Raw genomic sequence first — 12,073 nt, 5'->3', positions numbered from 1 at the left:
TCTACGCCGAGAGCGTTCGCGTCGAGATTCCCCTCTCGCACGCCCGCGTGAAGGGCGCTCGCGGTCGCTTCCCCGTGAAGCTCATCTACGCGAGCGTCCTGCCGATGATTTTCGTCCGCGCCGTGCAGGCGAACATCCAGTTCCTCGGCCGGATTCTCAACAGTCAGTGGGCCGGCATGCCCGCGTGGCTCGGCCAGTACACGAGCGGACAGGTCACCGGCGGTCTGTTCTACTACCTGAACCCGATTCACGCGCCCAGCCAGTGGATGTGGTGGCTCGGATCGGCGTCCCAAGAGCCGTGGCAGCTTCTTGTCCGCGTCGCCATCGACCTGACGCTGATGCTCGTCGGTGGGGCCATCTTCTCCATCTTCTGGGTCGAGACCGCCGACATGGGCCCGGAGGCGACCGCGCGGCAGATTCAGAACTCCGGGATGCAGATACCCGGGTTCCGCCGCAACCCGCAGGTCATAGAGCGGGTCATGGAGCGGTACATCCCGCAGGTGACGGTTGTCGGGGGCGTCCTCGTCGGCCTGCTCGCCGTCATGGCGAACATGCTCGGCACCATCGGGGGCGTCTCGGGAACCTCGCTACTCCTCACGGTCTCCATCACGTACAAGCTGTACGAGGAGATCGCGGAGGAACAGCTCATGGAGATGCACCCCATGATGCGGACGATGTTCGGCGGGTAGTGCGCCGGGACGCGCCCGGTCGAAAAACACCCGTATTTCGCGGGTTAGAACACGGCGACGGCGGCTCGAACGCGCCCCCTCGCCCATCGGGGTTTTTGTGTCCACCCTTCGAGGGTTCAACTGATGGCCGACACGCAATCGACCACAGGGAGCGGCGACGCTCCCCCAGATGAGTCGGTGGAAACGGAGCTCTCGCGCGACATGAGCCTCGCCGATATCACGTTCATCGGCGTCGGCGCGATGATCGGTGCGGGCGTCTTCGCGCTGACGGGATTCGCGGCCGGACTCGCCGGCCCGGCGCTCACGATGGCGTTCGTACTCAACGGGATGGTGGCGATGTTCACCGCGGTATCGTACGCCGAACTCGGAGCGGCGTTCCCCGAGGCGGGCGGCGGCTACCTCTGGGTGAAAGAGGCGCTCGCCGACCCCAACGGCTTCTACGCCGGGTGGATGAGCTGGTTCGCCCACGCCGTCGCGTGCGCGCTCTACGCGGTGACCTTCGGCGTCTTCCTCACCGAGTTCTTCGTGGTGTTCGCCGGCCTGCCAGACGGGTTCGTCCTGTTCGGGCTGTTCGACCGCCTGCTCGTCGAGAAACTGCTCGCGGTCGTGATGGTGCTGGCGTTCGCGTACATCAACTACCGCGGGGCCGAGGAGACGGGGAAAGCGGGCGTCGTCGTCACGACCATCAAGATTCTCATCCTCGGCGTCTTCGTGGCCTTCGGTATCCTCGCGACGGTGCGCGAGCCGAACTGGACGGCGACGTTCTTCGACAGCCCGTCGTTCGCGCCCAACGGCCTCGTCGGCGTCATCGGCGCGATGGGCTTTACCTACATCGCCTTCGAGGGGTACGAGATAATCGTCCAGTCGGGCGAGGAGGTCGTCGACCCCGGCACCAACGTCCCGAAGGCGGTGTTCTACTCGATGGCCATCGTGGTCCCCATCTACGTCCTGGTCGCCTTCGCGGCCATCGGCGGCATCGACGTGACCGCCGAACTTGCGGGTCGAGCGGGGCTATCGACCGCCGCGCCGACGTGGCAGGTCCTCGGCAACCTCGGCGAACTGGGCATCATCGAGGCCGCCGGGCAGTTCGTTCCCTACGGCGTCCCGCTGCTCCTGTTCGCCGGACTGGCGGCGACGATGAGCGCGCTCAACGCGACCATCTACTCCTCGTCGCGGGTGTCGTTCGCCATGGGGCGCGACCGCGTCCTCCCGGGCTTCTTCGGGCGCATCCACGACGACAAGCGGACGCCCCACTGGGCAATCGGCCTCTCGGCGGTCCTCATCGGTCTCATGGCCGTATCACTCCCCATCGAGAGCGTCGCGGCCGCCGCCGACATCATGTTCATCTTCCTGTTTATCCAGGTGAACTGGACCGTCGTCAAGATGCGGGCGACCCACCCCGACCTCCCGCGGACGTTCAAGGTACCGTACATGCCGTGGCCCCCGCTCGTCGGCATCGTCCTCCAGTTCATCCTGACGCCGTTTTTGCTCCTCGAACTCGGTCTGACGCCGGGGCTCGGCGCGGGTTCCGAGGGCTTCGTCGCGCTCGTGACCACGGCCGTCTGGATGGCGCTCGGGCTGATGGTGTACTACGGCTACTCCGAAGATAAAGAGGCCGAGAAGCTCGAAGAAGAGACCCCAACCGTCGTGACCGAACGCGCCCCCGAGCGGCGCGAGTCGCAGGTGCTCGTCCCGATTGCCAACCCCGACAACGCGGCGCAGTTGATGCGGACGGCCATCGACGTGGCGCGCGACCGCGACGCCGAGATTCTCGTGATGAGCGCCGTCGAAGTTCCGTCGCAGACGCCGATTTCGGAGGGGAGGCGGTTCGTCGACGAGAAGCGGGAGACCATCTCGGCGGTGATGGAGCTGGCGACCGACGCGGACGTGCCCGTCAGCGGGACGGTCAGACTGGGCCACGACGCTGGGACGGCCATCCTCAACACCATCGTGGAACACGACAGCGACGTGGTGTTGATGGGCTGGCGCGGTCGGGGCCGCCGCCGCGACTACATCCTCGGGAGCAACGTCGACGAGGTCGTGACCAAGGCCCCCTGCGACGTGCTCGTCGAGCGCATCGGCCCGACCGACGGCGAGGTGGAATCGATTCTCCTGCCGACCGCGGGCGGCCCGCACGCCGAGCTCGCCGCGGAGGTGTGCCGAGCCATCGCGCGGACCAACGACGCAACGGTTCACGTGATGAACGTCGTCTCGCCGACGCCGACGAGAGCGACCGCGAGGACGCCCGTCGACGGGTTAATTCGACGGCCGCGGCGGTCGGCGACGACGTTCGGGTGACGACCTCGGTCCGCGAGGGCGAGGACGTGGCGGCGGCCATCGTCGCCGCGACCGAGGAGTTCGACCTGACGGTCATCGGAGCGACGAGAGAGGGACTGCTCCAGCAGCTCGTCTTCGGGGCGGTTCCGGAGACGGTCGGCCGCGACGCCGCGAGCACGGTCATCATGGCGAAACGCGACCTCGGCGTCATCTCGTGGGCGACGCGGTGGTTCAAGCGCCGCCGCGACGACTACCACGTCCGGAACGGCGACGGCGAGTGAGCGGTCTCACTCGCGCCACGGGAGCAGTCGCGCCGAGAGCGCGAGCTTCGAGTCGATTTTGACAACGGCTCAGTCCTTGTCAAATTGAGCTGGCACGTGTCGGTCATGCAACTATATCTGTCGTCGGCGTGACGGGGGCGTAGACGATGACGAACCGGCGACACCGACGGACGATCCCGACGCACCGCGAGCTCCTCTCGGTGACCGACGAGTTGACGCTCGCGCGGAAGGGAGAACACATCCTCGAACGGCGGCGTGACAGCCTCGTCTTCGTCCTCCTCGACCTCTTGGACCGGTGGACCGACCTCCGGCGCGAGACCGACGAGGCGTTCCGCGACGCGGCGGAGCTCCACGTCTGGGGAGCCGAGCGAGAGGGCGAAATCGCGCTTCGCGCGCTCTCTGAGGCGCGGGACTCCCACACGGGGCTCATCGTCTCCGAGACGAAGCTCGTCGGCCTGACCGTCCCGTTTTTCCTGAGCACGTCGGCGCGGCGGTCGCTCGACGGACGGGGGTACGGCGTCCTCGGCACGAGCGCGCTGGACGACGAGCTCGTCGGGTCGTACGAGTCGGTCGTGGAGGACGTCGTCAGGCTGGCGGAGATGCGGGCTGTCCTCCTGCGCCTCCTCGCTGAGGTTCGGCGGCTTCGAGTCCGCGTCAACTACCTCACCCGGCGACTCATTCCGGAGTTGGAGGTGGAAAGACGGTACATCCGGCGGTACCTCGACGAGCGCGAGCAGGAAGAGCGCTACCGTCAGTTCCGGACCAAGCGGCGCAACGAACGGCGGGCGGCCGAACAACGGGAGAGCGACCGAGAGGAGGCCGAACAGCGAGAGAACGACCGGCGAGCGGACGACCGCGACCGCGACTGAACCGAGTCGGTCCGTCCGCCAAGCGTAGTCTTATTACTGTCGCGCTACCAGTCTCGTGCAACGAGACAATGTGCAAGGTCGACGTGGCAATCGAACGGTACGGGCTCGCCGCGCCGACCGGCAGGTACGACTCCGTCGACGACTACCTGCTGGCGCGGTGGACCGGGGCCGACGGCGGCGAGAGCGAGGGGTACAAGTCGCTCACGACCTGGTTCAACAAGCGACTGCTCGCGCGCGTCTACGAGCGGAACGACCGGGACGTGACCGAGGTGCGCCTCGAAGCGGAGTACGAGGCGCTCGTCGGCGATGACGACCTCGACTACGGGGACGTGGCCGCCGACCTCGCCACCGACGACATCGACGCCGACGAGGTGACGGGCGCGATGGCCTCGTGGAGCACGATGCGTCGACACCTCAACGAGTGTCTCGACGGCGAGAAGCCGACCGTCGAGGCGTCCTCCGACTGGGAGCGAAACAGTGTCGACATCGCGCGCGAGACGGCCAGACAGAAGGCCGAGTCGGCGCTCTCGTCGCTGGGGAAGAAAGGGCGGCTCGCCGGGGCCGAGGACGCCGGCGTCGACGTGCAGGTCAAGGTGTCCTGCTCGGAGTGTCCGACGCGGGTCCCGCTCGAAGACGCGCTGGACCGCGGGTTCGTCTGTCAGGAACACCACGTCGACACCGACGAGGCCGCGGAGAGGACCGTCCGCGAAACCGGCGTCGCGCCCGATGGCGGGGCCGACTCTGGCGGCCGGCTCCGGTCGGTACTCCCCATCGGCGCGCTCTCTAGTGTGACCCTCGCGTTCGGCGAGTTCTCCGGCGCGACGCTCGAATTCGTCGCGACCGTCGGGATGGCATGAGCTGGCGGCTCGACGTGGAGAACGTCGCCGGGATTCGGCGCGGGAGCGCGACGCTCGAACCGGGGTTGAACGCCGTCCGCGCGAGCAACTGGCAGGGGAAATCGAGCTTCCTCGCCGCGATAGCGACCGCCCTCGGGACGGCGTCGCCGCTGACCGAGGGCGCGTCCGAGGGGCGCGTCTCGCTTTCGACCGACGAACGGGAGTACGCGGTCGAGTTGACCCGAGACGGGGGGCGCGTCCGGACGACCGGAGAGCCGTATCTGTCCGACGAGGTCGACCGCGTCTGTGCCGACCTGTTCGCGTTCCTCGGCGAGGAGAACGAGGTCCGCCGGGCCGTCCGCGAGGACGACGACCTCGAACCGCTCCTGACGCGCCCGCTCGACTTCGAGGACATCGACGCGAAAATCGCCGAGGCCCGCCGCGAGCGCGACCGCGTCGACGAGGCGCTCTCCGAGGCCGAGGACGCGGCCGAGCGCCTGCCGACGCTCGTCTCACGGGTGTCGGGACTCGAAGCCGAAGTCGACGAGTTAGAGGCGGAACTCGAGGCGTCCGCGGACGCCGCCGGTGACGACGAAACGCGCGAGGCGCTCAGCGACGCGCGCGCGGAGCGCTCCCGCGTCCAGAGTCGCATCGAGCGGCTTGAATCGACCGCCGAGCGGGTCCGCGAGCAACTCGAAGCGAACCGCGAAGAGCTCGACGGACTCGACGTGGGAGACGACGAGGAACTGGAGCGCGAACTCGACGAGGCGAAGCGGGAGCTCCGCCAGCAGAAGCGCGATATCGAACTCCTGCGGGGCGTCTACGACGCGAACCGCCGCGTCGTGGCCGAAGGACGGACCGAGTTGCTGACCGACGTGACCCACGGCCTCGTCGACGACGAACTCGCGTGCTGGGTCTGCGGCGCCGAGACGGACGCCTCGTCGGTGACGGAGCGCCTCGACGAGCTCGCCGAAAAAATCGAACGGCGCACCGCGGCGGCCGAAGCGAGTCGTGAACGCGTCGAGGGGCTGACCGAGCGCGTCGAGACGCACGAGAAGCGGCGCCAACGCGAGCGGGAGCTTCGGACCGACGTTCGGGAGCTCCGCGAGCGCCGGTCGGACCTCGAACGCCGCCTCGGCGACGCGCGCGAGCGGGACGATGAGCTCGCCGAGCGGATTGATGATCTCCGCGAGCGAATCGAATCGGATTCCGAACAGGTGACCGATATCGAAAGCGACCTGAAGTACGCGAAAGCGCGTCTCGACGACGCGAAATCGGAACTCGAATCGTCCGAGTCGGAGGCCGAGAAGCTCGAATCACTGCGTTCACAGCGACAGTCGCTGACCGAGGAGATTACCCGGCTCCGGCGGCGGAAACAAGAGGTAAAGAAAGAGACACGAGACGCGTTCGACGCCTCGATTCGCGAGATAGTTCCGCTGTTCGAGACGGGGTTCGAAAGCGCGCGACTGACGAGCGAGTTCGAACTGGTCGTCGCCCGCGACGGCCGCGAGGCGTCCCTCGACGCGCTCAGCGAGGGAGAGGTCGAACTCCTCGGATTGGCGACGGCGCTCGCGGGCTACGAGGCGTTCGACGTGGCAGATCGCGTTCCGGTCATGCTCGTGGACCGCCTCGGCGGCATCGCCGACGAGAACCTCGGTCGGCTGACCGAGTACCTCTCCGGGACGGCGACGTATCTCGTGATGACCGCGTATCCCGAACACGGCGCCGTCGAGGGCCGCGACATCGACCCCTCGGACTGGTCGGTCGTCTCGGACTCGGCCGCCGCAAAGGGAGCCGAGTAGCCCCCGATTCGACGGCGTTGGGGGCGTGTTCGGTACCCGCGGCCCTCACTCCAGCGTGAGCGAGAAGCCCCACGTCGCCTCCCGTCTGCCATCGTCAGAAGACCCCGAGAGCCCGCCGACGGCGAAGTCCGCCTCGAAGCGGAACTCGCCGACCGGGAGACAGCTCGCTTCTTCGTCCTCAGACTGCGCGACACCGTAGAGGTTCACCAGTTCCGACCGCGACTCGCCGGGTTCGAGCGAGAGAATCCGGTACTCCTCGGTCACGGCGATGTGGTCTTCGAGCCGCCAACAGCCCGCCTCGGCGGGGTATTCGCCGTCCGCCGGGAGGAAGATGAGGTCGTTCGTCGTATCCGAAACGTACTGGAAGAAGACGGTTCTCCCCTCGCCGACCTCGACGACCTCGTCGCTGGTGTTCGTCAGCGTGATGCGGACCTGCGGCGGGTGGTCGTCGTTCGCGAGGTCCTCCGTTATCTCGACTTCGTGTTCGACGGGTACGTCGGGGGCGTCGTCGACGCCGACGAGCGAGATGCCGGGGCCGCCGGACGGGCGAGTGCCGCCGGTTCCGTCGTCGGTGCCGTTTCCGTCCGGGAGGTCGTCTGTCGTGTCCGTCGGCTCATCAGTCGTCGTATCAGTCGATTCGTCGTCAGTCGTCGCGCCGTCGTCCGACCCGCCGTCGCCGACACAGCCGGCGAGGAGACCGAACGAGAGGAGGGCGGTCGAACCGAGGAACGTGCGTCGTGTCAGGGACATACCCAGTAGTCGTCGCGCACGGGAATAACCCTACGCGAGAGTCAAATCGCAATTTGAGTCACGGGGCGGCGTCGCGGTGGCGACGGTAGTACTCCCACTCTGCGTCGGTGCCGTAGTGGACGACCAAGTCGGTCGCGGTCTGTTCGGCGACCCCCGACGCGCGCCTGAGCGCGGCGGTGTTCCGTTCGAGCACCGCGGCCGCGACGGCGTCCGCGCTCCCGAAGTGCTCGAAGAGCGCCCGCGAGACGCGGTCTCCGGCGTTCGGGACCGGCGCGCAGGCCGTCCGGATGCGCGCCCGCTCGGCCCGGTCGTCCACGCGGTCGACCCACGTCCGCGTCCACGCGGCGACCGCCTCGCGCTCGTCGTCCGACGCCGGCGGCTCGAACTCGCGGAGCGAGTCGTCGACGACGCCGCCAAACCGGGCCGAGACGGAGATTCCACCCGGATGCGGGAGGACGTGCACGCCCGGCGAGTCGCCGGAGTCGATACCGACGAGCACCGCGGGGATGGACTTCTCGAAGCGGAGCGCGAAGTTCGCCGGCCGCGGCTCGCCGGGCGGGTAGATGACCCACTCGTCGCTCGGCAGTTCGACGCGCTCGGGGAGCCAGCCGAGCTCGTCGCTCTCGGCGGGGGCGGCGTCCTCAGTCGCCGGGTCTGTGTCGCGTGTCACGTCGGTCCCTCGGGTCAGGGCGTCGGAAATCGACGCCGTTCGTCGCGTGGAGGGTCTGACCGGGCGCTGATAAGACACGCGGTTGCGACTGCCAGGCGACGCTGACTGTCACCATCGATGACCAGTTGCCGACCGGAAACCTCGATTACTCACACCCGGTCGCTCAAGTATGTCCAGCACGAACGCGCTTCTATGCCCGTCGTAGAAGTCAATCTCCCGGACGAACTGCTCGTCGAGTTCGAACAGCTCGTCGACGAAGAATTCATCAGCGAAGAACAGGCCGTCGAGGAGCTCCTCTCGATGGGAATGGACGCCTACGGTGCCCCCGTCGACGACGAGGACGGCGTCCAGTCCGACTTCGTCCAGAGCGCCCAGAACAACCTCTTCGACACCGCCGGCGACCCCGGTGGCCTCGACGACGACGTGCTCTGAGGCGGCGGCACTCCGCCTGAGCCCCCGGTATGCTGTGGATAACCACCGCCGAACCGTCGGTTTGCTCGACTCTCACGAATCGAATCCGGTCGGGCGCGTTCGAATCCACAGTTCGGCCGCCGCCGCGACGCACCCCCGACGGCGCAGTCTGACCCCGTCGCGGACGGCCGTCCGCGCTCCGACCGCCGAGTCGAGCGGTCAGAACTGACTCCCGTCACCGACCCTGAATCCGTTAGCCGACCCATACTAATTCCGTCACCGCGCGACGGTTCAGGCATGTCCAAACGCGCGAACGCCCGGGAATCGGTACTCGTTCCATCGGGCAACTACACCTGCGTCCGGTCGCTCGGCGAGCGAGGAATCCACACCGTGATGGCCTCAGAACACGACGACACGCCGGCTGCCTCGTCCCGGTTCTGCGACGAACTCGTCCGCATTCCCGCCCCGAAAGACGACCTCGTCGCCTACAAGGACGCCCTCGTCGGCATCGCCGCCCGCCCGGACGTGAAGACCATCATCCCGACGCGGCCGGAAGACGGCTACATCTTCTCGAAGTACCTCGACGAGTTCGAGCAGTACGTCGACCTCGTCGTCCCCGACTTCGAGACGCTCCGCCGGGTCCACGACCGAAAGCTCCTCTACGAGGCCGCCGTCGAGGCCGGCGTCCCCATGCCGCGGACCCGCCTGTTCAGCGAGGTCGAGTCGTTCGACGAGCCCTCGATTATCAAGCCGCGGTACAACGTCGTCGCCGGCGAGTACGTCGACAGCTACGACCCCCACGAGTACGACATCGTCAAGAGCGTCCGCCACGTCCGCCCCGGCGACCGCCCGGACGCCGACGAGATATACGCCGAGATGAAACACGACCCCATCGTGCAGGACTACGTCCCGACCGAGGACAAGTACATGTTCGCGGCGCTGTACGACCACGGCGAGCCACTCGCGACGTTCCAACACCTCCAGATTCGTGGAAACTCCTACACCGGCGGCGGCGGCGTCTACCGGACCTCGGTGTACGACCCCGAACTCGAATCCGTCGCGCGAACGCTCCTCGGACACATCAACTGGCACGGCCTCGCGTGCATCGAGTACCTCAAAGACGCCGAGACTGGCGAGTTCAAACTCATCGAAATCAACCCCCGGATGTGGCAGTCGCTCCCCTCGACCGTCCGGGCCGGGGCCGACTTCCCGTACTACTACTGGCTGCAGGCGACCGGGCAGAAACACCGTATCGAACCGGGGTACGAACTCGGCGTCGGCACCCACTACCTCTGGGGCGAACTCGGCTACGTGATGAGCGTCCGCCGCGACGACTCGCCGCTCGTCGAGCGCCCGTCGTTCGTCAAGACCGTCTGGGAAGTTGCGTCGTCCATCTACCACGAGCCGAGATTCGATCTCGCGCGCCTCGACGACCCGGTCCCCTTCGCCCGCTACGTGCACCACGCGCTGTTCAACCGCGGGGACGACGACAGCGAGGCGGAATCGACCGCCGACCGCGACGGTGGCGGTGACGAATCGGAAGAACCGAGAACCGGTATCACGCTGACGCCGGGACTCAACTTCAGAGGTCGCTGAGCGGACCGCTCTTTTTTCGGTCGGCGCTCGTCAGGAGCACGCCTTCGCACGCTCGTGATACCACCCGCCGAACGCGCCGAGTGGAACGACCAACCAGCCGGCGACGATAACGGCGAAAACCACGCTCACAGGCAGCGTGACGGCGATGAAGACCGCTGCCTCTCGGAGGACCATCTCACCGCGGGCGAGGTTCGAGACGCCGACGAGGAGAGCGGGGGCGAACGCGCCGGTAACGAGGCTCCCAAACGCAGTCAACCCGCCGAAAACAGCGCCGTACCACTGACGGTCTTCGTTGGCTCGCAGCCGTCGCCAGAGCAGCGTGCCCACGATAAACGAGGTCGGTATCGCTACCGGGACGGCCACCAGTCCGAGACCGAAGACGAACCCGAGTGTCCCGTTCATCGCGCCGACGAGAGTCAGCAGCCCCGCAGCACCGAACCAGAGGGTGATTGCCAACAACCCGGTTGCAGCCATCGCTATCCCGCCGCCGACGTCGTTTCGCCCGGCGTACGGGAGCCGTCCGGGACCGTACCGACGACAGAGCCGAACCATAGGTCGAACTGCGGCGCACGTCCCGATAAATGTTATTGAGAACACACTTGGAAGTTTACAGTGGGACCGAGCCGGAGTTTCTCTGTCGGCGCTCGCCGTGGCGCTGTTAACCTACCGGTGCCCCGGTTCGATACGGTCGACGAGCCCATCGAAATCCGTGTCGAAACTCAACACGGTGTCGATGCCACGTGACTCGCACAGCGAGAGTGTCGTCGCGTCGGTGAAGCTGAGGTCGTGGTCTCGGTATCGACGAAGACGCTCATCCGTACAGCACGTCGTCGATATCTTCTTCGGTCGTCGTGACGCCGGACGAGACCATCCCGTCGTGGAACTGCTCGCGCTCGGACTCCGAAAGCGGGACGCGCTTCTCGCGGAACGAGTCGATGAGATCAGCCTTGGACTCGACGGCGTTCTCGACGAGCCGCGCCAAGACTTCCTGCTGCGTCACTCGCTTCCCGGTCTTCAGCCGAATCTCGGCCTGTAGCCGTTCGAGACGGGATTTCGTGTCGTCGTCCATCTTCACCGACGTGGCCATGTTCGCTGGTAGAACATACTACTGGGTAAGGGTTGCTACTGTTTTGACCGGCGTGAGACGGACCCGCCCGCGTGCGATATCCGGGGCGGTCACGACGACGGCCGACGACTGAGGACTCCGGCAATGCCTTCACCGACCGCTCACTCGTCGCGGAACGCGCAGGTCGCGGTGTAGGACACGTTATCGAGCAGGAGTTCGACGCCGCGGGTCCGTGTCGGCGGGCCGCTGACGTTGATGCTGGATGACTCGACGGCGCAGTTCGACGCGCGGTTGACGAGCACGCCGCCGACTCGGCCGTTCGGCAGGTAGATACAGCTATCGACGATGCGGGAGCCGTTTCGGTTCTCGTCGACGACGACCGCAGAGCCGTAGGGCTGACTCTCGCACGCCCCCGAGATGGTGACGTTGTCGAGGACCATCCCCCACGGCTCCCGCGCGATGTCGGTGTCGACCGGTCCCGCGTAGATGGTCTGGACGCCGGTGTCGTTGACGATGCGGCAGTTGCGCAGAGTGAAACCGCCGTGGCTCCCGTACGTCGGGGCGGTGATGATGCCCGGTGAGGACGGACTCGACCGGAAGATGAAGTCGCAGTCCTCGATGAGAACCCCCGTGTAGCCGTGGCCGGTGGAGTCGATGCGGAGCCCTTCGGGGCTGTCGAGTCTGTCCCCCTCGCGGGCGTGTTCGTTGAGGTTGTCGGCGTCGACGATGACGGTCGCACCCTTGATCCACGAGGTCTTGGAGGGGTGGTCACCCGCGGAGATGCGCATGTTGGTGTTGTCGTTGTTCTTGAACAGCCCGCCCTCGA

General features: G+C 66.9%; 9 protein-coding genes and 4 pseudogenes. 7 read left to right on the top strand and 6 right to left on the bottom strand.

Annotated features, from left to right (window positions below; all coding sequences use genetic code 11):
• The 5 genes and pseudogenes from NKF06_RS17025 to NKF06_RS17000 form a co-directional block, all read left to right on the top strand.
• Positions 1 to 689: pseudogene (locus NKF06_RS17025) on the top strand (preprotein translocase subunit SecY); the annotation flags it as partial.
• 123 nt (positions 690 to 812) lie between these two features.
• Positions 813 to 3,247 (top strand): annotated as a pseudogene (locus NKF06_RS17020) (amino acid permease).
• A 146-nt stretch (positions 3,248 to 3,393) separates the two neighbouring features.
• Positions 3,394 to 4,116, top strand: coding sequence for a V-type ATP synthase subunit D (locus NKF06_RS17010; protein ID WP_253246082.1), 723 nt, complete (start codon positions 3,394 to 3,396; stop codon positions 4,114 to 4,116).
• A gap of 68 nt (positions 4,117 to 4,184) precedes the next feature.
• Positions 4,185 to 4,973 (top strand): rod-determining factor RdfA, encoded by a 789-nt coding sequence (gene rdfA, locus NKF06_RS17005; RefSeq protein WP_253246081.1) that lies wholly within the window; start codon positions 4,185 to 4,187, stop codon positions 4,971 to 4,973.
• The gene (locus NKF06_RS17000) at positions 4,970 to 6,754 is read left to right on the top strand and encodes an archaea-specific SMC-related protein (protein WP_253246080.1); all 1,785 of its coding nucleotides are present in this window, start codon (positions 4,970 to 4,972) and stop codon (positions 6,752 to 6,754) included. The genes rdfA and NKF06_RS17000 overlap by 4 nt, the downstream gene beginning before the upstream one ends.
• Before the next feature lie 45 nt (positions 6,755 to 6,799).
• Here NKF06_RS17000 and NKF06_RS16995 read toward each other — a convergent pair whose 3' ends face one another.
• Together NKF06_RS16995 and NKF06_RS16990 are read right to left on the bottom strand one after the other, a co-directional pair.
• On the bottom strand, positions 6,800 to 7,504 hold the full coding sequence (locus tag NKF06_RS16995) for a hypothetical protein (protein WP_253246079.1): 705 nt from the start codon (positions 7,502 to 7,504) through the stop codon (positions 6,800 to 6,802).
• A gap of 58 nt (positions 7,505 to 7,562) precedes the next feature.
• Complete coding sequence (locus tag NKF06_RS16990) at positions 7,563 to 8,174, bottom strand: hypothetical protein (protein WP_253246078.1); 612 nt, start codon at positions 8,172 to 8,174, stop codon at positions 7,563 to 7,565.
• Between the two features lie 192 nt (positions 8,175 to 8,366).
• On the opposite strand from NKF06_RS16990, the gene NKF06_RS16985 reads away from it, so the two are divergent.
• Positions 8,367 to 8,606 (top strand): hypothetical protein, encoded by a 240-nt coding sequence (locus tag NKF06_RS16985; RefSeq protein WP_004978002.1) that lies wholly within the window; start codon positions 8,367 to 8,369, stop codon positions 8,604 to 8,606.
• 276 nt (positions 8,607 to 8,882) lie between these two features.
• Complete coding sequence (locus tag NKF06_RS16980) at positions 8,883 to 10,181, top strand: carboxylate--amine ligase (RefSeq protein WP_253246077.1); 1,299 nt, start codon at positions 8,883 to 8,885, stop codon at positions 10,179 to 10,181.
• A 30-nt stretch (positions 10,182 to 10,211) separates the two neighbouring features.
• On the opposite strand, the gene NKF06_RS16975 is transcribed toward NKF06_RS16980, so the two are convergent.
• The 4 genes and pseudogenes from NKF06_RS16975 to NKF06_RS16960 form a co-directional block, all read right to left on the bottom strand.
• A complete protein-coding gene (locus NKF06_RS16975) occupies positions 10,212 to 10,655 on the bottom strand; it encodes a hypothetical protein (RefSeq protein WP_058826526.1) in 444 nt (147 codons plus the stop codon).
• Positions 10,656 to 10,844: 189 nt separating this feature from the next.
• Positions 10,845 to 10,994, bottom strand: a pseudogene (locus tag NKF06_RS16970) (VapC toxin family PIN domain ribonuclease); the annotation flags it as partial.
• Positions 10,993 to 11,268: a hypothetical protein gene (locus NKF06_RS16965; RefSeq protein ID WP_042666593.1), complete on the bottom strand. Its 276-nt coding sequence runs from the start codon at positions 11,266 to 11,268 to the stop codon at positions 10,993 to 10,995. The gene NKF06_RS16965 and the pseudogene NKF06_RS16970, both read right to left, overlap by 2 nt.
• Before the next feature lie 140 nt (positions 11,269 to 11,408).
• A pseudogene (locus NKF06_RS16960) lies at positions 11,409 to 12,073 on the bottom strand (hypothetical protein); the annotation flags it as partial.

The sequence above is a fragment of the Haloferax sp. AB510 genome (genome assembly GCF_024136985.1).
Lineage (GTDB): Archaea > Halobacteriota > Halobacteria > Halobacteriales > Haloferacaceae > Haloferax.
Note: the sequence above shows the minus strand (reverse complement) of the source record. Positions and strands in the feature narration are given on the sequence as shown.

What these genes read in the sequence shown, in the direction of transcription:
- NKF06_RS16985 (WP_004978002.1), top strand. Translation starts at nt 8,367, where the DNA reads ATGCCCGTCGTAGAAGTCAATCTCCCGGACGAACTGCTCGTCGAGTTC.
- NKF06_RS16995 (WP_253246079.1), bottom strand. Translation starts at nt 7,504, where the DNA reads ATGTCCCTGACACGACGCACGTTCCTCGGTTCGACCGCCCTCCTCTCG.
- NKF06_RS16980 (WP_253246077.1), top strand. Translation starts at nt 8,883, where the DNA reads ATGTCCAAACGCGCGAACGCCCGGGAATCGGTACTCGTTCCATCGGGC.
- NKF06_RS16975 (WP_058826526.1), bottom strand. Translation starts at nt 10,655, where the DNA reads ATGGCTGCAACCGGGTTGTTGGCAATCACCCTCTGGTTCGGTGCTGCG.
- NKF06_RS17000 (WP_253246080.1), top strand. Translation starts at nt 4,970, where the DNA reads ATGAGCTGGCGGCTCGACGTGGAGAACGTCGCCGGGATTCGGCGCGGG.
- NKF06_RS16965 (WP_042666593.1), bottom strand. Translation starts at nt 11,268, where the DNA reads ATGGCCACGTCGGTGAAGATGGACGACGACACGAAATCCCGTCTCGAA.
- rdfA (WP_253246081.1), top strand. Translation starts at nt 4,185, where the DNA reads ATGTGCAAGGTCGACGTGGCAATCGAACGGTACGGGCTCGCCGCGCCG.
- NKF06_RS17010 (WP_253246082.1), top strand. Translation starts at nt 3,394, where the DNA reads ATGACGAACCGGCGACACCGACGGACGATCCCGACGCACCGCGAGCTC.